This window comes from Celeribacter baekdonensis B30 (genome assembly GCF_000299875.1).
GTDB classification, from domain to species: Bacteria; Pseudomonadota; Alphaproteobacteria; order Rhodobacterales; family Rhodobacteraceae; genus Celeribacter; species Celeribacter baekdonensis_A.
The window spans coordinates 287,205-309,835 of the sequence record NZ_AMRK01000004.1; the positions used below are offsets into that span (position 1 = coordinate 287,205).

The 22,631-nt window shown below is 58.2% G+C and carries 23 protein-coding genes and 1 tRNA gene; 18 read left to right on the forward strand and 6 right to left on the reverse strand.

Going from position 1 to position 22,631, the window contains the following annotated elements; genetic code table 11:
* Positions 1–128 precede the first annotated feature (128 nt).
* Genes B30_RS09510 through B30_RS09520 form a run of 3 tightly spaced genes read right to left on the reverse strand, consistent with a single transcriptional unit; the run spans position 129 to position 2,278 of the window.
* The gene (locus B30_RS09510; RefSeq protein ID WP_051130604.1) at positions 129–1,346 is read right to left on the reverse strand and encodes an HD domain-containing protein; all 1,218 of its coding nucleotides are present in this window, start codon (positions 1,344–1,346) and stop codon (positions 129–131) included.
* Positions 1,330–1,599 (reverse strand): hypothetical protein, encoded by a 270-nt coding sequence (locus B30_RS09515; RefSeq protein WP_009571837.1) that lies wholly within the window; start codon positions 1,597–1,599, stop codon positions 1,330–1,332. Before B30_RS09515 ends, B30_RS09510 begins: the two co-directional genes overlap by 17 nt.
* A 25-nt stretch (positions 1,600–1,624) precedes the next feature.
* Positions 1,625–2,278 (reverse strand): alpha/beta hydrolase, encoded by a 654-nt coding sequence (locus B30_RS09520; RefSeq protein ID WP_009571838.1) that lies wholly within the window; start codon positions 2,276–2,278, stop codon positions 1,625–1,627.
* A 418-nt stretch (positions 2,279–2,696) separates the two neighbouring features.
* On the opposite strand from B30_RS09520, the gene B30_RS09525 reads away from it, so the two are divergent.
* From B30_RS09525 to B30_RS09590, 14 genes are all read left to right on the forward strand, one after another.
* Positions 2,697–3,158: an Rrf2 family transcriptional regulator gene (locus B30_RS09525; RefSeq protein WP_009571839.1), complete on the forward strand. Its 462-nt coding sequence runs from the start codon at positions 2,697–2,699 to the stop codon at positions 3,156–3,158.
* A gap of 4 nt (positions 3,159–3,162) precedes the next feature.
* Positions 3,163–3,744, forward strand: coding sequence for an NAD(P)H-dependent oxidoreductase (locus tag B30_RS09530; protein WP_009571840.1), 582 nt, complete (start codon positions 3,163–3,165; stop codon positions 3,742–3,744).
* Positions 3,741–4,784: a cysteine desulfurase family protein gene (locus B30_RS09535; RefSeq protein WP_009571841.1), complete on the forward strand. Its 1,044-nt coding sequence runs from the start codon at positions 3,741–3,743 to the stop codon at positions 4,782–4,784. The genes B30_RS09530 and B30_RS09535 overlap by 4 nt, the downstream gene beginning before the upstream one ends.
* Before the next feature lie 76 nt (positions 4,785–4,860).
* The gene (gene sufB, locus B30_RS09540; protein WP_009571842.1) at positions 4,861–6,408 is read left to right on the forward strand and encodes a Fe-S cluster assembly protein SufB; all 1,548 of its coding nucleotides are present in this window, start codon (positions 4,861–4,863) and stop codon (positions 6,406–6,408) included.
* Positions 6,408–6,590 carry a hypothetical protein gene (locus B30_RS09545; RefSeq protein ID WP_009571843.1) on the forward strand — a complete coding sequence of 61 codons (183 nt, stop codon included), beginning with the start codon at positions 6,408–6,410 and terminating at the stop codon, positions 6,588–6,590. The genes sufB and B30_RS09545 overlap by 1 nt, the downstream gene beginning before the upstream one ends.
* Before the next feature lie 51 nt (positions 6,591–6,641).
* Positions 6,642–6,854, forward strand: a complete 213-nt coding sequence (locus B30_RS09550) for a hypothetical protein (protein WP_009571844.1) — start codon at positions 6,642–6,644, stop codon at positions 6,852–6,854.
* Between the two features lies 1 nt (position 6,855).
* Positions 6,856–7,473: a hypothetical protein gene (locus B30_RS09555; protein WP_009571845.1), complete on the forward strand. Its 618-nt coding sequence runs from the start codon at positions 6,856–6,858 to the stop codon at positions 7,471–7,473.
* Positions 7,474–7,599: 126 nt separating this feature from the next.
* Entirely contained in the window at positions 7,600–8,166 is a 567-nt protein-coding gene (locus B30_RS09560; protein ID WP_009571846.1) for a hypothetical protein, read from the forward strand.
* 153 nt (positions 8,167–8,319) lie between these two features.
* A complete protein-coding gene (locus B30_RS09565; protein ID WP_009571847.1) occupies positions 8,320–8,589 on the forward strand; it encodes a hypothetical protein in 270 nt (89 codons plus the stop codon).
* 140 nt (positions 8,590–8,729) lie between these two features.
* On the forward strand, positions 8,730–9,491 hold the full coding sequence (gene sufC / locus B30_RS09570; RefSeq protein WP_009571848.1) for a Fe-S cluster assembly ATPase SufC: 762 nt from the start codon (positions 8,730–8,732) through the stop codon (positions 9,489–9,491).
* Positions 9,491–10,786, forward strand: coding sequence for a SufB/SufD family protein (locus B30_RS09575; RefSeq protein ID WP_009571849.1), 1,296 nt, complete (start codon positions 9,491–9,493; stop codon positions 10,784–10,786). The genes sufC and B30_RS09575 overlap by 1 nt, the downstream gene beginning before the upstream one ends.
* A 3-nt stretch (positions 10,787–10,789) precedes the next feature.
* The gene (locus B30_RS09580; RefSeq protein WP_009571850.1) at positions 10,790–11,287 is read left to right on the forward strand and encodes a YIP1 family protein; all 498 of its coding nucleotides are present in this window, start codon (positions 10,790–10,792) and stop codon (positions 11,285–11,287) included.
* Complete coding sequence (locus B30_RS09585) at positions 11,280–12,497, forward strand: cysteine desulfurase (RefSeq protein ID WP_009571851.1); 1,218 nt, start codon at positions 11,280–11,282, stop codon at positions 12,495–12,497. Before B30_RS09580 ends, B30_RS09585 begins: the two co-directional genes overlap by 8 nt.
* Positions 12,498–12,568: 71 nt before the next feature.
* Positions 12,569–12,645: transfer RNA gene (locus tag B30_RS09590), tRNA-Arg, on the forward strand.
* 155 nt (positions 12,646–12,800) lie between these two features.
* Here B30_RS09590 and mprF read toward each other — a convergent pair.
* Together mprF and B30_RS09600 are read right to left on the reverse strand one after the other, a co-directional pair.
* The gene (gene mprF / locus B30_RS09595; protein ID WP_009571852.1) at positions 12,801–15,395 is read right to left on the reverse strand and encodes a bifunctional lysylphosphatidylglycerol flippase/synthetase MprF; all 2,595 of its coding nucleotides are present in this window, start codon (positions 15,393–15,395) and stop codon (positions 12,801–12,803) included.
* Between the two features lie 256 nt (positions 15,396–15,651).
* On the reverse strand, positions 15,652–16,221 hold the full coding sequence (locus B30_RS09600) for a YcbK family protein (RefSeq protein ID WP_040402111.1): 570 nt from the start codon (positions 16,219–16,221) through the stop codon (positions 15,652–15,654).
* A 633-nt stretch (positions 16,222–16,854) separates the two neighbouring features.
* Between B30_RS09600 and B30_RS09605 the strand changes: the two genes are divergently transcribed.
* The 4 genes from B30_RS09605 (at position 16,855) to B30_RS09620 (ending at position 21,373) form a co-directional block, all read left to right on the forward strand.
* Positions 16,855–18,528, forward strand: coding sequence for a L,D-transpeptidase family protein (locus B30_RS09605; protein WP_009571854.1), 1,674 nt, complete (start codon positions 16,855–16,857; stop codon positions 18,526–18,528).
* Between the two features lie 118 nt (positions 18,529–18,646).
* The gene (lpxD, locus tag B30_RS09610; protein WP_009571855.1) at positions 18,647–19,729 is read left to right on the forward strand and encodes a UDP-3-O-(3-hydroxymyristoyl)glucosamine N-acyltransferase; all 1,083 of its coding nucleotides are present in this window, start codon (positions 18,647–18,649) and stop codon (positions 19,727–19,729) included.
* Positions 19,730–19,898: 169 nt separating this feature from the next.
* The gene (locus tag B30_RS09615) at positions 19,899–20,165 is read left to right on the forward strand and encodes an acyl carrier protein (RefSeq protein ID WP_009571856.1); all 267 of its coding nucleotides are present in this window, start codon (positions 19,899–19,901) and stop codon (positions 20,163–20,165) included.
* Positions 20,162–21,373, forward strand: coding sequence for a beta-ketoacyl-[acyl-carrier-protein] synthase family protein (locus B30_RS09620; protein WP_009571857.1), 1,212 nt, complete (start codon positions 20,162–20,164; stop codon positions 21,371–21,373). The genes B30_RS09615 and B30_RS09620 overlap by 4 nt, the downstream gene beginning before the upstream one ends.
* Before the next feature lie 74 nt (positions 21,374–21,447).
* Here B30_RS09620 and B30_RS09625 read toward each other — a convergent pair whose 3' ends face one another.
* Complete coding sequence (locus tag B30_RS09625; RefSeq protein WP_009571858.1) at positions 21,448–22,074, reverse strand: invasion associated locus B family protein; 627 nt, start codon at positions 22,072–22,074, stop codon at positions 21,448–21,450.
* Positions 22,075–22,631 lie beyond the last annotated feature (557 nt).

The following is a 22,631-nucleotide window of genomic DNA, read 5'->3' on the forward strand; positions in this document are numbered from 1 at the left end:
GGGAGCTGGCACCTGCTGCCATCAGGTGGATGGTCCATTTGGGCCGTAGGCGGACTTGGCAAGCCTAAGCCCCAATGCCCGCTTCGTCCGACCTTCACACCCAGCACGAAATCCCCCAGTTATGCTCCTCAAAGCGCCCCCCGCGCCACGAACCAGGGTTCGCATTGGCTGCGGATGTAGGGCCAGAGTTTGGGGCAGCCTTTGGCGATTTTGACGCCGACGCGGGCATCGAGTTGGTGCAGTTTCACGTCATAGGTGCGCCATGAGCCGCCGTCATCGGCCAGATTGTGCAGCACGGGTTGGACCCGGTCGATGGATTTGGCAAAGATCGCGGTCGGGGTTTGGGCGGCTTCGAAGTCTTCCCAAATGGCGCGGAATTCGGCGCCTTGCTCAGGTGGCAACAGGCCAAACAGGCGGTCTGCGGCTTTGATCTCGGCCTCTTCTTGTGCCTTCTGCGCCTCGGGCGTCACCGCGCCATGGATCGGCGTGTCGCCTGCATCAATCTCGACAATATCGTGCAGCAACAACATCTTGAGCGCCATAGCAATGTCCACGCCGTCCTGCGCCTGATCCGCAAGCGTTAGGGCGTAGAGCATGATGTGCCAAGAGTGTTCACCGGTGTTTTCCTTGCGCGAGCCATCGGCAATGGGCGTGGCGCGGTAGACCGATTTCAGCCGATCCGCCTCACACCAAAAGGCAAAGCGGGCGGCGAGGGCGGGGTCCACCGGCTCGCCATAAAACCCGGCACGGGTGAATTCGAACAGGTCGGGCAGGATGTCTTTGGTCTTGGTGGCGCGGCCTTGGGTCAGGTTGGTCGCGACGATGTGACGTTCGTCGTCTTGCTGTTCCGGCGCGCCGATGGATTGCAGCGCGGGGGCGAGGAAATCAATTGCCTTGGCATAGCGCGCGGTCGGGCTTTGCATCGCTTCGAACTCTTCCCAGGTGGCGCGAAAGCGGCGGCGCAGATCCTCGGGCAAGAGGCCGTAAATGCGATCCGCGGCGGCCTCTTCCAACGCGGCGACAGAGGCGGGGTTGTGGGTGATGTGGATCGGATGATCGCCCGCATCGACCTCAACAATATCATGCAGCATCAGCATTTCGATGACGCGGGAGATGTCCACGTCCGGCCCGGCCATGGGCGCGCACAGGAGCGCCAAAAGGGCGGCGTGCCAGGAATGTTCGGCGGAGTTTTCAAACCGCGAGCGATCCATCAATTGATTGGCGCGCAACACGGTTTTAAGCCGATCCGCCTCCCGCAAAAATGCATATTGGGCATTCAGTCGGGTGGACTCTTGCACCGTCAATTCGGGCAAAGCGGGCAGGGTGGCGTCAATATTCAATGTCATCCTCGGCACTGGGCGGGGGCACGGAGGCAGCCAGTCCCTTTTTCGCCTCTTCAATGCGTTTTTCAAGGTAAACGCGCGCCCGTTTTTCCGACAGGCGCACGCGGGCAGAGGTCAAAAACGCCTCCTGTGTGGTGACAGAGGAGGCGCCGATGACGCGGGCCACATCCTGAATGAGTTCGTCCGTGCCGACAATATCCAAGGCGTCGATTGTGTCCTTGGCCAAGGCGTCGGCCAGATCTTCCATGATGCTCATCGTAGGACCCTCTGAAAGCGGCGGATTAGCGGCTGGTTTCGGTCAGACGGCGGCGGACATAGGCGTCGACCGAGCTGATCATATGTTCCATATGCGGATCTTCAAAGAAGTGACCCGCACCTTCGACCTCTTCATGGGTGATGGTAATGCCCTTTTGCTCATGCAACTTGGCGACCAGGGACTGGGTGTCTTTTGGCGGGGCGACGCGGTCGGCCGTGCCGTTGATCACCAGACCCGAGGCCGGGCAGGGTGCGAGGAAGGAGAAATCATACATATTGGCGGGTGGGGCGACCGAGATAAAGCCGGAGATTTCCGGGCGGCGCATCAAAAGCTGCATCCCGATCCAGGCCCCAAAGCTAAAGCCCGCGACCCAGCAATGTTTGGCATTGGGGTTCATGGATTGCAGATAATCGAGCGCGGAGGCGGCATCTGACAACTCACCCACACCTTGATCATATTCGCCCTGCGACCGGCCCACGCCACGGAAGTTAAACCGCAAAACGGTAAAGCCCATTTGGTGGAAGGCATAATGCAGATTATAGACCACGCGATTGTTCATCGTGCCGCCGAATTGCGGATGGGGATGAAGAATGATGGCGATGGGGGCGTCTTTAGCGCGTTGCGGATGGTAGCGGCCTTCAAGCCGGCCTTCTGGGCCGGGAAAAATCACTTCGGGCATTGGGTCCCTGTCTCCTGTTCCGTTCCGCGGGCCAGCTTACGTTGCACACACCGAATTATGTGGCGCGCAAGGAGGGCCCGAGCGGAACGAGCCCTGTCGGGCTGTCGCTTTTGCTCTCGTTTTTCCACCGCGCTGCCTTTATAGTTGACGAAATCTCTCGGGCAATTTAGAAACATTCTAAATCTGCGTGAGCGACCGCGCGGGAGTGGTATGGAGGTAAGGCTCCACGCCGCATACGTCAATGTATTTGCGCCGTTTTTCGCCTCATTACGAAGGGGAAACGCGCGGAAATGCGCCAAAACGGCCCCTGTGACCGCTCGTGTCGTCATTGATGCGGTGTTTGGAGCGTTTAAGAAGCGGATTACGCCGCGATGATCGGGCCAAAATGGTTTCGGATCGCATCAAGAGGGACACTGACATGAAGTTGTCGACCAAAGGACGTTATGCAATGGTGGCGCTCGCGGATTTGGCGTTGCAGCCGGACAATGCGCTATTGTCGCTGGCGGAGATTTCCAAACGCCAGGACATTTCGTTGCCCTATCTGGAGCAACTGTTCGTCAAACTGCGCCGGGCCGATTTGGTGATCTCGGTGCGCGGTCCGGGCGGCGGTTATAAATTGGCGCGACCGGCCTCGGAAATCCGGGTTTCTGACATCATGGGGGCGGTGGATGAAACCGTGTCGGCGATGCACACCGGGGCCGGGGCCTCGGGCGGTGTCTCCGGGTCACGGGCGCAGAGCATGACCAACCGGTTGTGGGAGGGCCTGTCGGCGCATGTCTATGTGTTCTTGCATCAAACCCGGCTTTCGGACGTGATCCGCAACGAATTGCGGCCCTGTCCGGCGGTGCCGACCCTGTTTGCGGTTGTGGATGAGGACTAAGGCAATGCCACGTATCGCCATTCTTGATGCGCATCCGGGGGCGGGGCGGTTTTGTACTGCGCTGGCGGACAGCTATGCCACCGCGGCACAAGAGGCCGGGGCCGACATCAGACGGATTGTGCTGCGTGACATGGCATTCGACCCGATCTTGCACAATGGGTACGCTCAGGTGCAACCCCTTGAGCCGGATCTTGAAGCCGCGTTTGAGGCGATCGAATGGTGCGATCATTTTGCCCTGTTTTATCCCACATGGTGGGGCGGGCATCCCGCCCTGTTGCAGGGCTTTTTTGAACGCACATTCTTGCCCGGAACGGCGTTTAAGTATCACGAAAACGATCCGTTTTGGGACAAGCTCCTCAAAGGCCGTACCGCGGAGGCGATCACCACGATGGACACGCCCGCGCTGTATTACCGCATGATGAACCGCAATGCTGGACCCAACCGGATGAAGCGCACGATCCTTGAATTCACCGGCATGAAGGCCAAGGTGCGCCTGATTGGATCGCTGCGCAACACCTCCGAAGATCAGCGCAAGGCGCTTCTCAAGTGGGCGGGCAAACGTGGCGCGGCCAAGGGGGCATCATGAGCCGCACATATCTCGATTACAACGCAACGGCACCGCTTGGTGCGGCGGCGCGAAAGGCGATGATGGCGGCGATGGATGTGGTCGGCAATCCGTCTTCGGTCCATGCCGAGGGCCGTGCGGCCAAAGGCCTGATGGAGCGGGCGCGGGCGCAGGTGGCCGAGGCTTTCGGGGCCGATGGCGCGGATATTGTGTTCACCTCTGGGGCGACTGAGGCGGCGGCTTTGGCGATGGCCGGACGGGGGTTGCACTGTGCCGATGTGGAACATGAGGCGGTGTCATCCTGGTCGGGCGGGTCGCTTCCGGTGACCTCAGACGGTGCGGTGAACTGTTTGAATCCAGCGATGTCGGCGCTGCAACTGGCGAATTCAGAGACCGGAATCGTGCAGGAGCTGCCGGACGGATTGGCACTTTGCGATGCGACTCAGGGGTTTGGCAAACTGCCGGTGGCGTTCAATTGGATCGGCTGCGATATGGCGCTGATCTCGGGCCATAAGATCGGCGGGCCCAAAGGTGTCGGCGCTTTGGTGCTGCGTCAGGGGTTGGACGTTGTGGCGGGCATTCGCGGCGGCGGGCAAGAGATGGGACGTCGCTCGGGCACGGAAAACCTGATCGGCATTGCGGGCTTTGGGGCGGCGGCACAAGCGGCGGCCAAGGCCCTGGCAAACGGGGTTTGGGACGAGGTGGCGCAAAAGCGCGATCTGTTGGAAGATCTGTTGGCACAAGAGATCGACACGCCGATGTTCGTTGGCAAACCGCATGCGCGCCTGCCCAATACGATGTGCCTGATCACGCCCGGTTGGAAGGGCGAGACACAGGTGATGCAAATGGATTTGGCGGGGTTTGCGGTGAGTGCCGGATCGGCCTGTTCGAGCGGCAAGGTCAAAGCCTCAAAGGTGCTGCGCGCCATGGGATATGATGAGACTGAGGCGATGAGCGCGCTGCGCGTGTCCATCGGCCCGCAGACGACGACACAAGAGATTGAGCGGTTTGCCACAGCATGGCTTGCCGCCTATGGCCGTTGGAAAAAACGAGCGGCCTAACCCGATATTAAGAGGGGCCGACACGAGAGCCCCATAAGACGCACATGCCATTTGGCACAGACGAAGGAGTGATCCGATGACGGATGACGTTCAGGTTAAAGACGCGGTTCAAGTCAAGGACGGGGTGGAACAGGACACTGTTGATGCCGTTCAGGCGCTGGCTGGCACCTATAAATACGGCTGGGACACCGATATCGAAATGGACTACGCCCCCAAAGGTCTGTCCGAGGACATCGTGCGTTTGATTTCGGCCAAAAACGAAGAGCCGGAATGGATGCTGGACTGGCGGCTTGAGGCCTATCGTCGTTGGCTGACCATGGAAGAGCCGAATTGGGCCATGGTCGAGTATCCTGAAATCGACTTTCAGGATCAGTATTATTACGCCCGCCCGAAAAGCATGGAAGACAAGCCGAAGTCTTTGGACGACGTCGATCCGAAACTTTTGGCGACCTATGAAAAGCTCGGCATCTCTTTGAAAGAACAGATGATTTTGGCCGGTGTCGAAGGCGCGGGCGAGGTGCCTGCCGACGGCGCCAATTCCGAGCGCAAAGTGGCGGTGGACGCGGTGTTTGACTCGGTTTCTGTCGGCACGACCTTTAAAAAAGAGCTTGAAAAAGCCGGGGTGATTTTCTGTTCGATCTCGGAAGCGATCAAGGAACACCCGGAGTTGGTTCAGAAATATCTGGCCTCCGTGGTGCCCGTCTCGGACAACTATTACGCCACCTTGAATTCTGCGGTCTTCTCGGACGGGTCCTTTGTCTACATCCCGCCAAACACCCGTTGCCCGATGGAACTCTCGACCTATTTCCGCATCAACGCCGAAAACACCGGCCAGTTTGAGCGCACGCTGATCATCGCCGACAAGGGCTCCTACGTGTCCTACCTCGAAGGCTGCACAGCACCACAACGCGACGTGGCCCAACTTCACGCCGCCGTGGTCGAGATTGTGATTCTGGACGACGCCGAGGTGAAATATTCCACCGTGCAAAACTGGTTCCCGGGCGATGAGAACGGCAAGGGCGGGATTTACAACTTTGTGACCAAACGTGCTGATTGCCGTGGCGATCGGGCGAAAGTGATGTGGACACAGGTCGAAACCGGCTCGGCGGTGACGTGGAAATACCCATCTTGCATCCTGCGCGGCGATGACTCTCAAGGCGAATTCTATTCCATCGCCATCACCAACAACATGCAGCAGGCTGATACTGGCACGAAAATGATCCACCTTGGCAAAAACACCAAGAGCCGGATCGTGTCGAAAGGCATCTCTGCGGGCAAGGCGCAAAACACCTATCGCGGTCAGGTGACGATGCACCCAAAAGCGAAAAACTCGCGCAATTACACCCAATGCGACAGTTTGTTGATCGGTTCGAACTGTGGCGCTCATACGGTGCCTTACATCGAGGTCAAAAACAACTCGTCGCGGGTCGAACATGAGGCCACCACCTCGAAAGTCGATGACGATCAACTGTTCTACTGCCGTCAACGCGGCATGGACGAAGAGGAGGCCGTGGCCTTGGTCGTCAACGGGTTCTGCAAAGACGTGTTGCAAGCTCTGCCGATGGAATTCGCCATGGAAGCGCAGCAATTGGTGGCGATTTCGCTTGAGGGGTCTGTAGGCTGATGTCGACGCGCGGGCTTCTGATTCAAACGCTGATTGCCACGGTCCTGTGGGGCCTTGGCATGGTGTTGGTCTTTGATTGGCCGCGCGCCGAAATTCTCACGCCGATGGTGTTTTTCGCCGCCGTCTATTGGGGGATTGGGCGGATTATTGGCCTGATCCTTGCGAAACGGTCCCAGAAATGACGCCGCGCCTCCCCGCTCACATCCTCCACGTTCTTTCGAATAGGACCTGATATGCACCTTGAACTCCTTCCTCTCTTTGCCAAGCAAAGCCTCGGCGTGGCCGTCGGTGTCTTTATCGGGGCGATCATCGGCCTGTCCGTGCGCGCCAAACGTGCGGGCACCAAGGGGCTTTACAAAGACAGCGTCTATGCCACCGCCTTTCTCGCTTCGATGCTGGCCTTTGCGGCGATGACACTGATCCGTTTGATCACGTTCAAGGGCTGAGATGAGCAGCACGCCGACATATGTATTTGACCCAAAAGGGCCAGAGCTGACCTTTCCTTTGGAGGTCATGAGCTTTGTCTGTGGGCAATATGATCAGGCGGGCGTGATCCTTGAATACGGCTCCGGCGGCTCAACCGCCTATGCGGCGGCGCAGCCCGGCAAGGTGATCTATTCGGTCGAGGGATCAAAGGACTGGCACGGTGCGATGCAGGCGCATTTTGCGGCGCACCCGCCCAAGGCCGAGGTGAATTTGATCTATGCCGACATCGGTCCCACCGGCGATTGGAGCTGGCCGAAAAACAACGCCAAATGGCACCGCTACCCGGATTATTGTTTCGGTGTGTGGCAGCGCGACGATTTGATTGCGCCGGATTTGGTGCTGATCGACGGACGGTTCCGGGCCGGGTGTTTCTTGGCCACGCTGACGTCGATCCAAAAGCCGACCACCGTGCTTTTGGACGATTATGTCGGGCGCGAAGAGAAATACAGTGCCATTTTGGACTTTGCCACGATCACAGCCCTGCATGGCCGGATGGCGCAGTTTGATCTTGAGCCGATCAACACGCTGCCCGCCGCCCAACTTTATACCCTGCTGAAAACCTTTCAGGTGAAACTGTGATGTATGCGCGTGACCATAGCGATGTTTTTCGAAACACAGTGTTTCCGGCTTCGCAGGATATGCCCGAATTTTGCCATTTTAGCGTGGTAAACGGAACGCGTATGGGGCGTATCGAAGGGTTTGGTTATGACGTATCAGCATCAGGAGTTTCTCAATCGTTTGGGCCGTGTCGCACGCGCGCCGCAAAACGGGGTGAGTATGATCGGGCCAGCGCAATCGCAAAATGTTGGCCGCAATCACCGTCTGACGCAGATGCTTCAACGGCACAAAAATCTGGGCGTTCACGGCCGTCCGATGGGCGAGCCACGGCTGATGGCCACGCAAGTGATCTCCTATGTGATTGCCTTTGGTATGGGCGGGATGGCGGCAGTGATCGCGCGCGCGCTACGCTATCAAATTTCCGGCCAAATCTCTGGCACAGTGACCCCCAACGCGGATTTCGATTTGGCGCTCGACGTGATTTTCGCCATCGTGATCGCCTTTGTTTTGCGCGAGGCGGTGTCTTTGTCGGCGGTCAAACGGATGGGCGCACAGTGTGCTGGGATTCTTTTGGCGATGGCGACGATGCACAATGTCGTCCATCACATGCCGGACATGTTTGCGCGGCTGTTCTCGACGCAATGGGTCGAGCATGTGATGCAAACCACCGAACCCGGTACGCTCAATTTCCGTGGACAAAGCTACAAAATCTAGTCGGGGAAACCCACTGCGGAGAACCCTGTCAAGATGACCCTGCGTCCGCCGCAAAAGGCGCAGGATTACCGCAGGAATGCCATGATCTGATCCAATTCCCGAACCAATCTGAGGCTTACAACAAGCAGGCAGACAAAAAAGGGCAGGGATCAGATGCAGCATGCACAGCACGCGCAATTCGCCTCACGGATCAGTCGGATCGAACGGGGCGGACCGAACACGTTTTCGACGGTCTACACCGGTCTCCAAGATGCAGACACGCCCAGGGGCAAGAAAGTGTCCGGAGTCACCCATCTGACGCCGCAACATCCAGATCGTCCCTCGGCGCGCGTTTTGATGCGCGCGGGCCTCAAATCGGGGCTGATGCAAACCACGGCGCTCGGGCTGTTTTTACTGCTCTACCTGCGCTACGTCGGCCTGTAAAAGCCGCCTCTCAATTCCACCCCAAAGCGTGCTCTTCTGTGATGCGCTCGGGGGCTAAACCACAACAACGCACATATAAAACACTGGCGCCTGCCGCGGTTCTGCCGCGCGCGGGCCATTCCTCGTGAAAGGACAATAAAATGTTGGAAATCAAAAACCTCCACGTCAAACTTGAAGAAGAAGACAAACAAATTCTCAAAGGCGTCAACTTGACGGTCGGCGAGGGCGAGGTCCACGCCATCATGGGCCCGAACGGGTCGGGCAAATCGACCACCTCCTATGTGCTCGCGGGCCGCGATGGCTATGAGGTTACCGAAGGTGAGGCGCTTTTGAACGGGCAAAACCTGTTGGAGATGGAGCCGGAAGAACGCGCGGCGGCCGGTCTGTTTTTGGCCTTCCAATACCCGGTCGAAATTCCCGGTGTCGGCAACATGACCTTCCTGCGCACCGCCGTAAACGCCCAACGTAAAGCCCGCGGCGAAGATGAATTGTCCGCCACAGAGTTTCTCAAAGTCGTACGCGAAAAGGCCAAGTCGTTGAAAATCGACGCCGATATGTTGAAACGTCCGGTCAATGTTGGCTTTTCCGGCGGCGAGAAAAAGCGCAACGAAATCCTTCAGATGGCGATGCTTGAGCCAAAACTTTGCATTCTGGACGAAACCGATTCCGGTCTTGATGTGGATGCGATGAAATTGGTCTCCGAGGGCGTCAACGCGCTGCGCGACGGCAAACGGTCTTTCGTCGTGATCACCCACTATCAACGTCTTTTGGACCACATCAAACCCGATGTCGTTCACATCATGTCCGCAGGCCGCATCATCAAATCCGGCGGGCCGGAATTGGCGCTTGAGGTCGAACACAATGGCTATGCCGATTTGTTGGCGGAGCAGGAGCAAGCCTGATGACACGCGCAGAGATGAAACAACGCAAACTCGACGCCACGTCCGAGCGGGTCCTGGGCATGGTGATGCCGCAGGGCGCGCCTTGGGCCAATGACCTGCGTCAGGACGCTTTGAACCGCTTGCTCTCCATGGGCTTGCCGCAGGGCCGCGATGAATATTGGCGCTGGACCAAACCTGACAGTCTGACGGCGGAAACTCCGACCCAAGCGGCGGTGTTTCACTCCGATGACACACCGATTTTCACTGCGCTGGATCGGCTGAAACTGGTCTTTGTCGATGGGGTGTTTGACGCAGCCGCCTCGGATGCGCTTGAAGGCGAGAACCTTGAGGTCATGCGACTGACCGATGCGCTGTCCAGCGACATCCATTGGATCAAAGACGCGTATGGCGCACTTGAAAAGCGTGCCCAAGATCCGGTCGATCGGCCGTTGGCCACGCTCAACACCGCTTTTGCCACCGACGGTATCGTGATCCGCGCCACGGGGCCGGTGAGCCGCCCGGTGTCGCTGATTTATCTGCACAAAGATGAGAGCTCGGACGCGATCCTGCACCATGTGATCAAACTCGATGCGGGCGCGGAGCTGACGCTGTTGGAAAACGGTCCGGCGGCGGCGCGGTTCAACAAGGTGATGGAGATCGAGGTTGCCGATGGCGCGCGCTTCCATCATGTCCGTGCCCAAGGCCGCGACCATGAACGCCGGGCTGTGACTCATCTCTTTGCCTCCGTCGGCTCGGATGCGGCGTTTAAATCCTTCACCATGACCGCCAACGGCGTCTTGACCCGCAACGAAGTCTTCATCGACATCGTGGGCGATGACTCGGTGGCCCATGTCGCGGGGGCTGCGATGGGGGACGGTGATTTCCTGCATGATGACACCGTGTTCATCACCCATGCGGGCCTGCGCTGTGAATCGCGTCAGGTGTTTAAAAAGGTGCTGCGCAACGGTGCCAAAGGCGTGTTCCAAGGCAAGATTTTGGTCAAACAAGCGGCGCAGAAAACCGATGGCTATCAAATCTCTCAGGGGCTTTTGCTCGATGACGACAGCCAATTCCTTGCCAAACCCGAGCTTGAGATTTACGCCGATGATGTGGCCTGTTCGCATGGGTCGACCGTGGGTGCAATCAATGAAGATGCGCTGTTTTACCTGCAATCGCGCGGCGTGCCTCATGCCGAGGCCACCGATCTTTTGACACTGGCGTTTTTGGCCGAAGCGATTGACGAGATCGAGGACGAAGCGATCAGCGCCGATATTCTCGACCGTCTTGAGGGCTGGCTTGCCCGGCGTCGGGGCTAAACCATGGGTGTCGTCACCGATATGGCCCGTAGCTACCGCGCCCCGCGGGCGGTGCTGCGGCACAGGTTGGGCCAGGGTGAGAATGAGGGCGGGGCTTTGGTCACGCTCATGCTCGCCTGTGGCCTGATCTTTGTCGCCCAATGGCCGCGCCTGTCGCGCGTGGCCTTTGAGACCGGGCAAGAGGTGCAAATGTTGATGGGGGCCACGCTGTTGGGCTGGCTCTTTATCATGCCGCTGGTGTTTTACGTCATCGCCGGTCTTATCCGCTTTGTCCTCTCGCTTTTGGGCGGCACTGCCACGGGCTATGAAACCCGTATGGCGGTGTTTTGGGGCCTGCTCTGCGCCGCGCCCTTGTGGCTCCTTTGGGGGCTGACGGCGGGGTTCGTTGGACCAGGGGCGGCGACCAGTTTGGTCGGTGTGATTGCGTTGGTGGCGTTGATGTATTTCTGGGGCATGGGCCTGTCTGAGGTCGCCTTTTCGAAAGAGACAAAAAATGTATGATGTAGAGGCGATCCGCCGCGACTTTCCGATCCTGTCCCGAACGGTCAATGGCGCGCCTTTGACCTATCTCGACAATGGCGCTTCGGCGCAGAAACCACAGGTGGTGATCGACGCAATCACGCGCGCCTACTCAGAGGAATATTCCAACGTTCACAGAGGGTTGCACTTTCTGTCTAACCTGTCGACTGAACGCTATGAGAGCGTGCGCGGGGTTGTTCAGACCTTTTTGAACGCGGGCTCGGAGGATGAGATTGTCTTTACCTCCGGCACCACCGAGGGGATCAATCTGGTCTCCTATGGCTGGGGCGCTGAGAGGCTCAAACCCGGCGATGAAATCATCCTATCCGTGCTCGAACATCACGCCAATATCGTGCCCTGGCATTTCCTGCGCGACCGCATGGGCGTAGTGATCAAATGGGTCGATTGCGCCATGGACGGCAGCCTTGATCCGCAGGCGGTGATTGACGCCATTGGCCCCAAAACCAAACTCATCGCCATCACCCAAATGTCCAATGTCACCGGCACCCGTGTCGATGTCAAAACCATCTGTCACGCCGCACGCGCGCGCGGGATCGCCACGCTGGTCGATGGCTCGCAAGGGGCCGTGCATGGTCCGGTAGATGTCCAAGACATCGGCTGTGATTTCTATCCGATCACCGGCCATAAACTTTACGGTCCGTCGGGGTCGGGCGCGATCTATATCCGTGCTGAACGTCAGGCCGAAATGCGCCCCTTCATGGGCGGCGGCGATATGATCGACACGGTGACCAAGGACACGATTACCTACGCCAAACCGCCACTGAAATTCGAGGCGGGCACCCCCGGCATCGTGCAAACCATCGGCATGGGTGTGGCGTTGGAGTACCTGATGGCCATCGGCATGGACAAGATTGCCGCGCATGAGGCGAAACTGGGCGCCTATGCCGCCGAGCGGTTGCAGAATCTCAATTGGCTGACGGTACAGGGCACAGCTCCGGGGAAGGGGGCGATCTTTTCCTTCACCATGGAAGGGGCGCATGCCCATGATCTGTCCACCGTCTTGGACAAAAAAGGTGTCGCCGTGCGCGCCGGGTCGCATTGCGCCATGCCTTTGATGGAGCACCTTGGCCAAACCGCCACCTGCCGCGCGTCTTTTGCCATGTACAACAGTTTTGAAGAGGTGGATCGTTTGGTCGAGGCGCTGGAATTGTGCCACGAATTTTTCGCCTGAACTCAATTGCACAAGGCGGCGCGAAAACAGATTGCGCCGCCTTTTTTCATCGCCTATACGGTCCCCCACAGGCACCCGTAGCTCAGCTGGATAGAGCGCTGCCCTCCGAAGGCAGAGGCCACTGGTTCGAATCCAGTCGGGTGCACCATTTTTATTTAGCCTACCGCTTCGCTACTTGAGGCCAATTTGGTCAAATTCCTTTTTTTCGAAGAAAAAAGGAATGACGAACTCTCCAAATTCAATAACGGTGCCAAGCGGCAGGGGTTTTTTAAACATCGAGAGCAACTGACCCTTTGCCAAGTCTCACTTGCCAATCAACCCCCGCGGGCCGCCGGAGATCAACAAGGCTACATTCGCCATTGCGCGCATCGGCGCATAGCCTGGCGGCACGGCGATGTAGCGCGGACGCCAATCGGGGCGGAATTTTTGTTTGAAACTGCGCAGGCCTTCGAAATTGTAAAACGCGCCGCCATGTTCAAACATCATCCGGCCAAGGCTGTTCCACATCCGCGCGGTCGGGCGCGGTGACAGGCCGGAGAGAGGTGCGACGCCAAGGCTGAATTCTTCCGCCCCCGCCTCGCGCATATGCTCAATGAGCGAGAGGAACAGAAACTCCATCATGCCAGAGGCCTCAGCGGGCAAATAGCGCATCAAATCAATTGCCACGCGTTTGCCGTCGCCGGGGGCCAAGACATTGGCAAAGGCGACAATGCGACCCTCGCGTCGGATCACAGCCAGGGGGAAATGATCCAAATAGGCGCGGTCAAACCGACCCACCGAAAAGCCCTTTTCCCGACCGGTCTTGCCACCAAGCCACGCGGTGGAAATCGCCTCAATTTCGGCAAAGACCGCGTCAGAATGCGGCGGCGACAGCATCTCTAGGGCCAAGCCCTCGCGTTGTTTTTTGTTGTAGGCGGCACGCATGGTTTTGAATTTCGAACCCGACAAGGAAAAGTCTTTCAACACCACCACGGCCTCTTCGCCGATCTTGTGCAGCGACAGCCCCATTTCGATCCACAAGGGCAAATAGATCTCGCTGACCTCGTAAAACACCGGGCGGCCATTGGCGCGTTGGGCCTGTTCGAAAAACTCCCAAGCCAGATCATGTGCCTCGGAGGCCGGGCCAACTGGATCGCCAAGCGCCACCCAGGCCGAGCGTTGCACACCATACATCAGATAGGCGCTGTTTTGGTCAGAAAACATCAATCTCTTGTCGCCCGAAAGCGCCAAACACCCCTGTGGATCAGAGGCCTGAGCCAAAACAGCATTGGTGCGGGCAATGGAGCCATCGCGATCCGCGTCCGCTTTGTGGGTATGCGCCGGGCGCAGCGCCTGGATCACCGTGAAGACCAGCAACAGCGTCGAGGCCGCAACGCCCGCGCGCAAGGAGCGCGGCGTGTTGGCATTGGCGGAAAACTCGGTCCACAGACTCAAGGAGTAGGGCGTGGCGCGGTGCAGGAAAAAGAAAAATGCCGCACCGGCCAGCAACGAGGCCAGAACCAAAGCGATCCAGGCGGGGGTGAATACCCCATCGGTCAACTTGGCCTGACGATAAAAAGCGCGGCGAAACGGCAGCATGGCCAATAGGCCCACGGCCAAAATATCCATGCTCTCAAAGTCGAAATTGTTGAACATGGCGGCAAGGATGCCCATGGCCATGGCGAGGATCATCAGCCAAAACGCCGCCGACACCCGCCGCAACAGCGCATGCGACAAGATCAACAACACCACCCCCATCACGGCGGTGCCCAAAACCCCAATCTCAAGCAAAAGTGCGGCACTCAGATCGCCCTCATTCAAAGCCCCGGTCTGAAACGACGGGACAAAAGCCACGGCCAGCAAGAACACGCCATAGCCAAAGGCGGTGACGGCCACGAGCGAGGGCACGATGCCCGAGAGCGCGTTATAGGCCGGTCGCAGATCGGCGCGGGGAGCGGAAAAGAGTTTTGACAAAGCGCCGCCCGCGATGCGCAATTCGTTGAGCGAGACAATGAGAAAGGCCAGCGCGAAGGGCAAAAGGTAATAGATCGCGCGAAACAACAGCAAGGCGGCGGCGATATGGCCAACCGGGGTGTCTCCGGGCAGGGCGGCGATGATCGCGGTTTCAAACACCCCAATGCCGCCGGGCACATGGCTGATCACGCCCAACATCATTGCACCGGCAAAAATGGCGGTGAAAGTGGTAAAATCGGGTCGGCCTTCGGGCAGTAACAGCCACAGGCACAGGGCGGCGGCCAAAACATCAATCAGGCTAAAGCCGAGCTGGCCAAGGATGGCGGCGGGCGGCGGCATGGTGATTTCAAAGCGGCGGATTTTGAGGGTTTTGCGTCCGATCGAGAGGGTCATCAGCGTTGCGAGTGCAAGACCCACCAGTGCGGTCGCCCCCCAGCGGATCACATCCGGCGACAAGACCGTGCCACCGATCACGCTGGGATGCAGCGCCAAGGCACCAAGGCCGATGAAGGTCAGCCCCATGCCGACCGAGACGGCGATATAGGTTGAGACGGTTGCCACCTCAAACGCGTCCAACCCCAAAGCGGCATAGATGCGATAGCGCACAGCACCGCCCGAGACGATGCTGACGCCAACGGTGTTGCCAAAGGCCGAACCCAAAAAACTACCCATGGCGACGGCGCGCAGCGGCAACCGGCGATCAATAAAACGCAAGGCCCACCAGTCATAGCCCGTCAAGGCGCCGTAGCCGACAAAGGTTGACAGCACGGCCAGGAGCAAGGTGGACAGCGGGATCGAGCGGGCCTGTGCGATCACATCCTTGGGATGGACCGAATGCAACAGATGCGACAGCGCCGCAATGCCGAGACCAAACAGGGCCAGTCCCAAAATCAGCGGCACGCTCCGGCGCAAAAGGGCGCGGGTTTTATCTGAGAGGCGATGCATCCGGGGCCGTCCTTTTGTTTTGCGTCTTATGACGCCAGAGGGAGGGGACTGTCACGCGCTTCTCGCAAGAAATTTTGCGCCTTCACAGAAAATGTGAAGAGATCGCGTCTCAAAAAGCACCGGGCCTTTCGACAGATGGCTTTTGCGCGCCTTTACGTCAGACGTTCGCGCATGAAAAAAGCCGCCAAAGGGCGGCCTTTTCTATGACATCACCGGATGCGCCACTGGTCAGATTGACCCGCTGCATCAGGCCTGTTTAGCCGTTCCATGTGCGCACCGGGCCGCAATCCATATGGACAAAGTTGGAGCCGCGATAGGTGCCAACGCCGCCAGCCGAACAGGATTTCGCCGCCGCCGCCATTTGCTGGATCGAGCGCGATTTCAGACGCAAATCCGCAGCTTGGGCTTGCAAATGCAGGGAATTTTTGGCCACTCCTCTGGAGCGCGAGCGCAACATGGCATTGGTTTCCGGCGAACGATAGCCGGACAAAAGCATGTAAGGTTCGTCCACGTCCATCAAGCCATGCGATGCGGCGAGGATGTCAACGGTGCGGGCATCTACAGCTTTGATTTTAGAGTTGCGCCAGTCGCGGAAGAAATAGGTGATTTCTTTGAGAGCCTCAGGGATATATTCGCCTTCGATCCAATAAATCGTGTCGATGCTTTCGCCGGTCCGACCCGAATACATATTGATGCGTCGAATGTCGCCCGCGCCGCGCAAAAAACCTGCGGCATTGGCATACACCGGGGTGGCGCTCAATGTGATAGCTGCGAAACCGCGCAAAAGTCCTCGGCGCGTTAATCCGCTTGATGCAGTGTTGGTCATTCTCTCAAAGCGTCCCGTCGCTGATCTGTTCCCGCCTCACGCGGCTTTCGTTGTCATGCGCCGCTTATTGCGGCATTCTTAACCATTTTTTCGACGACACTTTGATCAAAATCAGACGAAGCCTAGAAAAATCAGACTTAATCTCGCCCCTTTTCGCCATGGACCATGTGGTTATAGTCACATTTTAGCGAGCAGAAGCACCGTTTGACCATCTTTTCGGACGCCAAAAATACTCAAATCATCCCCTCATGAATGATCTGAAAACCTTATGGCACAATGTGATTCTTGGGCCAAGCCTTGGATTCGATCGAAGGGGGGAGGAGGGGTGAAATCGGCGGGTTTTTGCGCAAATCAGTAAGGAGAACCTTACTTATTTGCCTGTTAGCGCCCCATCTGGGCGATCTCGGGGCAGGCAGGCTGCGGGTGTCAGACGCGCGCAAAATCGGAGTGCAGGAGGTGAGGGGTGTGTGCTAAAATCCGTCAATTAAGGGGAAAAATACGACCCGTTCCCCTTTGGTGCCGACTGTTGTGCTTTGGGCACAGGAGGGCATTGGCGGTTCATTCCCCCCTCACACCGGTCAAAAAATACGCTATCTTCGTCCGACTGACTGCTGACAAAGTTCGAGGACAGACATGACGCGTTTCCCGTTTTCCCGGTTTTCCACCCCCTCTGTGGCGATGGTCCACCTGCGCCGTGGCGTGCGGTCTGTCGCGATGGCCACCGCTTTGTCGCTGACCGCCGCGTCGGTGATCACGGTGGTGCCCGCACCCTTGCACGCGCAACAGGTCAGCGCCTTGATGCAATCCATCGCCGAGGCCGCATCTGCCTCGAAGGACCTGTCGGAATTCTACCGTTCGACCGGGTACAAACCCATTTTTGCAGAGAATTCATCACGCGCCAAAGCCCGTCGCCAAGCCTTGTTGCGCGCCGTTCAGGCCGCTCCGAACCACGGGCTTGCACCCTATGACACCACGGTGTTGGAGGCCAATTTGCGCGCCATCACATCGGATCGCGATCTGGGGCGGGCCGAAGTGGCGATGGCGCAATTGTTCCTTGAATACGCCCGCGACATCCAAACCGGCCAATTGGTCCCCTCGCGCATCGACAGCGGCATTGTTCGGCAGGTGCCCTATCGCGATGGCGTGTCGGTGTTGACCAATTTCGTCAAATCATCGCCGCAGGCTTATTTGAGAAAACTCGAACCAACCTCGCCGGAATACGCACGGCTTTTGAAAGAAAAAGCCAATTTGGAGCGTGTCTTGGGGCAAAGTGGCGGGCAGGGTGGTTGGGGCCAGACCGTGCCCGGATCGAAATATGAACCCGGTCAAACCGGCAATGGCGTGATCATTTTGCGCAATCGGTTGATGGCGATGGGCTATCTGCCGCGCTCGGCCGCAACCAGCTATGACGCCAGCCTGCAAAAAGCGGTTCAACTGTTTCAGATGCAACATGGGCTCAGCCCGGACGGTGTGGCCGGGGCCGCGACGATTGAAGAGATCAACGTCGCGCCCGAAAGCCGTCTGGCCTCCATCCTTGTGGCTTTGGAGCGCGAACGCTGGACCAATTTTGATCGCGGCGATCGCCATATCTGGGTCAACCTGACCGATTTCACTGCCAAGATCATTGATCATGGCAAGGTGAGTTTTGAAACCCGCTCCGTGGTCGGTCAGAACACCGGCGACCGTCGTAGCCCGGAATTCTCCGACGAAATGGAGCATATGGTCATCAATCCGACATGGAACGTGCCGCGGTCGATTGCCGTCAAAGAATACTTGCCGATGATGCAGCGCAACCCGAATGCGGCGGGTCATTTGAAACTGGTCGACAGCCGGGGCCGCACCGTGAGCCGCGCCAATGTCGATTTTAGCCAATACACCACCAAGACCTTCCCGTTTAACCTCAAACAGCCACCCTCGGATGGCAATGCGCTTGGGCTTGTGAAGTTCATGTTCCCGAACAAATACAACATCTACCTGCATGACACGCCCTCCAAAAGCCTGTTTGGCCGTGAGGTCCGCGCGTTTTCGCATGGCTGTATCCGCCTGCAACAGCCGTTTGACTTTGCCTATGCACTTTTGTCCAAACAGACCTCCGATCCCGAAGGATTCTTCAAGGCGCGTTTGGCCACGGGTGCCGAGAACGTGGTGGAACTCGAACACCATGTTCCGGTGCATTTGGTCTACCGCACGGCTGTGACCCTGCCGAAAGGCGGGATGGAATACCGCCGCGACATCTACGGCCGTGATGCCAAAATCTGGGCCGCACTTCAGAAGAAAGGTGTGCAACTGCGCGCGGTTGGTGGCTGATCTCTGAGACAAGACTTTCATCGGTTTCGGGCGTCCTTGGTTTGATCTTTGGGCGCCCTTTGCTTTGCAAATCCTCACAAAGCGCTTATGTCCATCAAAGCAATCTTTCGGAGGCCCCATGCGTAATCCCATCCCCGGCACCGCCATCACCATCGCCGATCTTGCCGCCCGCCTTGGCGCACCGTTTGAGGGGCAGGGCGATGTGATCGTCTCCAAGGCCGCTGAGCCGCAGGACGCGGGCGAGGGCGATCTGGCGCTGGCGATGAGCCCGAAATTCGCGCCCGCACTGGCGCAGACCCGCGCCTTGGCCGCTGTGCTCTGGCAGGGGGCGGATTGGCAGAGCTTCGGGTTAAAAGCCGCCATTCTGGTCTCGCGTGGGCGATTGGCCATGGCCGGGGTGACGGCAACCTTTGATCCCGGCCTTGGACTGACGCCGGGCATTCACCCCACGGCGGTGATTGATCCGAGTGCGCAGATCGGCATTGGCGCGGCCATCGGCCCGCTGACCGTGATCGGTGCGGGTGCACGCATTGGCAAAAACGCCCGGATCGCCGCCCAAGTGTCCATTGGTGCGGAGGTGACGATTGGCGATGACGCCCTGATCCATCCCGGCGTCAAAATCGGTGCGCGCGCGACCATTGGTGACCGCTTGATTGCCCAACCCGGTGGTGTGATCGGCGCGGATGGGTTTTCCTTTGTCACTCAGGAAAAATCCGCCGTCGAAGAAGCCCGCGAAAGCCTGGGCGAAACGGTCGAGGCGGCCGGTCAGCCATGGATGCGCATTGCCTCGGTCGGCTCTGTCGTCATTGGTGATGATGTCGAACTCGGGGCCAATGTCACGATTGACCAGGGGACGATCCGGGCCACACGGATCGGAGATGGCTGCAAACTCGATAACCAGGTCCACATTGGCCATAACGTTGTGGTCGGGCGGCATTGTTTGCTCTGCGGTCAGGTTGGAATCGCCGGCTCCACCGTGATCGGCGATTTCTGCGTCATGGGCGGTCAGGCGGGCGCGGCCGACAATCTGACCATCGGTGCGGGCGCAATCATCGGTGCGGGCACGGGCGTTTTGTCCAATGTGCCCAAGGGCAAAGCGATGATGGGTTATCCGGCGGTGGCGATGCAGACCCATGTCGAGATGTATAAAGCCCTGCGACGCCTGCCGCGGTGGATCGGCAAACTGCGCGGCGACGGGTGAATTTGGCGTAACGGAACAGGGGGTTGGGGCGCAAACGATATGCAATTGTCACAAAAACCTGTTTCAAAGCCGGGCAATTCAGACTAAATCGGTGCGCAGACAGCCGCAGGTTTGTGGCATAGAGAAACCGATCATTTCCACCGATACGGGGCAAGGTGAGGAGAGCGACATGGCATTGGATGTGAAAGACAAGATCATCGAGATCATCGCGGAGCAAGCGGTGCTTGACCCCTCCGATGTGTCGCTGGATCAAACGCTGGAGGCGCTGGGGATCGACAGTCTGGGTCTGGTCGAAAGCATTTTCGCCATCGAAGAAGCCTTTGACATCACCGTGCCGTTCAATGCCAACGAACCCGACCAGTCGGAGTTCGATATTTCGTCTGTCGCCGCCATTGTCAAAGCGGTGCAAGGGCTGATCGAAGATCAAAAAGCATGAAACGGGTTGTCATCACCGGTGCCGGGACCGTCAATGCGCTCGGCCTTGATGTGCCCTCAACCTTGGCCGCGATGGCCGAGGGGAAATGTGGCATTGGCGACCTCAATTTCCGCGATGTGGACCGGCTGGCGATCAAAATCGGCGGCCAGATCCATGCATGGGACGCAGAAGGCCAATTCAACCGCCAACAAATGGCGCTCTATGACCGGTTTACTCAATTTACACTGGTCGCCGCCCAACAGGCGATTGGCCAATCCGGGCTTGAGTTTGCCGGGGAACTGGCGCTGCGTTCCGGGGTGATTTTGGGCACTTCAGGCGGTGGTCTGACCACCCAGGACGACAATTACCGCATGGTCTATGAAGAGGGCAAAAACCGGGTGCATCCCTTTGTTGTGCCCAAGCTGATGAACAACGCCGCCTGTAGCCATGTGTCGATGGAATATAACATCAAAGGCCCATGTTATACGGTCGCCACCGCCTGCGCTTCGTCCAATCACGCCATGGGGCAAGCGTTCAACATGATCCGCTGTGGCATGTCCACGGCGATGATCACTGGCGGCTCCGAGTCGATGCTGTGTTTTGGCGGGGTGAAGGCATGGGAAGGGCTGCGGGTGATGTCGAAAGACGCCTGTCGTCCGTTCTCGCTCAATCGCAACGGCATGGTGCAGGGCGAAGGTGCTGCGGTGTTTGTCTTTGAAGAGATGGAACATGCGCAAAAACGCGGGGCCGAAATTTTGGCCGAGGTGATCGGCTTTGCCATGACCTCGGACGCGTCCGACATTGTGATGCCCTCGAAACAGGGCGCGGCGCGGGCCATTTCCGGGGCCATCACCGATGCGCGGCTCAACAAAGATGAGATCGGCTATATCAACGCCCATGGCACCGGCACGGCAGCCAATGACAAAACCGAATGCGCTGCCGTGGCGGATGCGCTTGGGGCCCATGCCGACAATATCATGATCTCCTCGACCAAATCCATGCACGGCCACCTGATCGGCGGCACCGGGGCTGTGGAGCTTTTGGCCTGTATCATGGCGCTCAAGGACGGGATCATCGCACCGACGATCAACTATGAGGAACCTGATCCCGAATGTGCCCTCGATGTCGTGCCCAACGAGGCACGCGATGCGAAGGTCGATGTGGCGCTGTCCAATGCCTTTGCCTTTGGCGGGCTGAACGCGGTGCTTGCGCTGCGAAAAGCGCCTTAATCCCTGTTATCACACACAAAAACGCCGCGTAGAGTTTTATCTACGCGGCGTTTGGTATTGAAATAGGTCTGAGCTTACTCGGCCGGCGCCTCGGGGCCTTTGCCATCCTTCGCCGCAATGTTCAATTCGGTCACTTTCGTGTAGGCGGCGGTGAAACCTTTGAGCGAGAGTTTCAATTTCACCGGCTCATCGGGGCGCCCGACGGGCACGATGCCAACCAGACCCTCAACGCCCTTTTTCAATTGCTCAACTTCGGCGGCACTCATGCCCGCGCGCACGAAACATCCGACTTTGGTGCAAAACGAATAAGGGTAGCGCCGACCGTTTTCGCCATCGACGAAAAACGCCAATTGCGCGGTCAAAAGCGTCTCAAGCGGTGTGGTGAAGGTCGCGGCGGCTTCGACCGTGTCAGAGCCGACATAGAACATGGTGACTTCCGCGACTTCGTTGCCCTCGTCGTCTTTCAACAACTGGTACATGGAACACGGATCAACCGACCCTTCGGGCGCTTTGACGCAACGGATTTCCCAATCGCCCTGTGTTTCAAGCGTGTAGGGCCGCCCGATGTTGCTTTCGGGGTCAATCGGCGTGCCGGCAGAGAGGGAGGGGGCTGCGTCTTGTGCCAGGACGGGCAGAGCGGCGCCGCAGGCAATCAGGGCAGCGGTGGCGAAGGCGGCGGTCTTGCGGGCGATGGAAGGCATTATCTGTCCATATGTTATTTGCAAATTCGCCCCTGCTTTAACACGTCGCTGAGGAGCTGTCAGGCGTGATTGGCAAAAATTCGTGTGAAGACGGGGAGGGATGCACAGGGCGGCGGAATTCCGCAGAGACATCGGTCAGACAGTCGGGGCAGACAGCCGGGCAGATTGGTCAAAACAAAAGCCCCGGCAAAACCGAGGCTTTTGTGATCTGTTGATCCAGAGATCTCGCGATCTTATCACTCCCTGTCGGACTTGGCCGACTTATTGCGACAACGGTATGACAGAGAATCGGCCTCGTCAACGAGAATTTTCACAGGGATGTGATGGGCTCATCCCGGCCGATTTTGGGGAAGGGGCCCTGATTTTGTGGCCAGACAGACCGATCTGACAGAAAAGAGGCCGCACCGGGGCAAAAACGCACCCGGGCGGCCAGTCTGACAGGGAGGAAGTCAATTCGAACCGAAGAGGAAAGGGTTCGAATACAGGAGAGACTGGCAGGAAAAGGTTAAAATTGTATTGTTCTAAAGTGCGTTTCCTTGAACTGAGGCCGGTGTGAG

What these genes read in the sequence shown, in the direction of transcription:
- B30_RS09510 (WP_051130604.1), bottom strand. Translation starts at nt 1,346, where the DNA reads ATGACATTGAATATTGACGCCACCCTGCCCGCTTTGCCCGAATTGACG.
- B30_RS09515 (WP_009571837.1), bottom strand. Translation starts at nt 1,599, where the DNA reads ATGAGCATCATGGAAGATCTGGCCGACGCCTTGGCCAAGGACACAATC.
- B30_RS09520 (WP_009571838.1), bottom strand. Translation starts at nt 2,278, where the DNA reads ATGCCCGAAGTGATTTTTCCCGGCCCAGAAGGCCGGCTTGAAGGCCGC.
- B30_RS09525 (WP_009571839.1), top strand. Translation starts at nt 2,697, where the DNA reads ATGAAGTTGTCGACCAAAGGACGTTATGCAATGGTGGCGCTCGCGGAT.
- B30_RS09530 (WP_009571840.1), top strand. Translation starts at nt 3,163, where the DNA reads ATGCCACGTATCGCCATTCTTGATGCGCATCCGGGGGCGGGGCGGTTT.
- B30_RS09535 (WP_009571841.1), top strand. Translation starts at nt 3,741, where the DNA reads ATGAGCCGCACATATCTCGATTACAACGCAACGGCACCGCTTGGTGCG.
- sufB (WP_009571842.1), top strand. Translation starts at nt 4,861, where the DNA reads ATGACGGATGACGTTCAGGTTAAAGACGCGGTTCAAGTCAAGGACGGG.
- B30_RS09545 (WP_009571843.1), top strand. Translation starts at nt 6,408, where the DNA reads ATGTCGACGCGCGGGCTTCTGATTCAAACGCTGATTGCCACGGTCCTG.
- B30_RS09550 (WP_009571844.1), top strand. Translation starts at nt 6,642, where the DNA reads ATGCACCTTGAACTCCTTCCTCTCTTTGCCAAGCAAAGCCTCGGCGTG.
- B30_RS09555 (WP_009571845.1), top strand. Translation starts at nt 6,856, where the DNA reads ATGAGCAGCACGCCGACATATGTATTTGACCCAAAAGGGCCAGAGCTG.
- B30_RS09560 (WP_009571846.1), top strand. Translation starts at nt 7,600, where the DNA reads ATGACGTATCAGCATCAGGAGTTTCTCAATCGTTTGGGCCGTGTCGCA.
- B30_RS09565 (WP_009571847.1), top strand. Translation starts at nt 8,320, where the DNA reads ATGCAGCATGCACAGCACGCGCAATTCGCCTCACGGATCAGTCGGATC.
- sufC (WP_009571848.1), top strand. Translation starts at nt 8,730, where the DNA reads ATGTTGGAAATCAAAAACCTCCACGTCAAACTTGAAGAAGAAGACAAA.
- B30_RS09575 (WP_009571849.1), top strand. Translation starts at nt 9,491, where the DNA reads ATGACACGCGCAGAGATGAAACAACGCAAACTCGACGCCACGTCCGAG.
- B30_RS09580 (WP_009571850.1), top strand. Translation starts at nt 10,790, where the DNA reads ATGGGTGTCGTCACCGATATGGCCCGTAGCTACCGCGCCCCGCGGGCG.
- B30_RS09585 (WP_009571851.1), top strand. Translation starts at nt 11,280, where the DNA reads ATGTATGATGTAGAGGCGATCCGCCGCGACTTTCCGATCCTGTCCCGA.
- mprF (WP_009571852.1), bottom strand. Translation starts at nt 15,395, where the DNA reads ATGCATCGCCTCTCAGATAAAACCCGCGCCCTTTTGCGCCGGAGCGTG.
- B30_RS09600 (WP_040402111.1), bottom strand. Translation starts at nt 16,221, where the DNA reads ATGACCAACACTGCATCAAGCGGATTAACGCGCCGAGGACTTTTGCGC.
- B30_RS09605 (WP_009571854.1), top strand. Translation starts at nt 16,855, where the DNA reads ATGACGCGTTTCCCGTTTTCCCGGTTTTCCACCCCCTCTGTGGCGATG.
- lpxD (WP_009571855.1), top strand. Translation starts at nt 18,647, where the DNA reads ATGCGTAATCCCATCCCCGGCACCGCCATCACCATCGCCGATCTTGCC.
- B30_RS09615 (WP_009571856.1), top strand. Translation starts at nt 19,899, where the DNA reads ATGGCATTGGATGTGAAAGACAAGATCATCGAGATCATCGCGGAGCAA.
- B30_RS09620 (WP_009571857.1), top strand. Translation starts at nt 20,162, where the DNA reads ATGAAACGGGTTGTCATCACCGGTGCCGGGACCGTCAATGCGCTCGGC.
- B30_RS09625 (WP_009571858.1), bottom strand. Translation starts at nt 22,074, where the DNA reads ATGCCTTCCATCGCCCGCAAGACCGCCGCCTTCGCCACCGCTGCCCTG.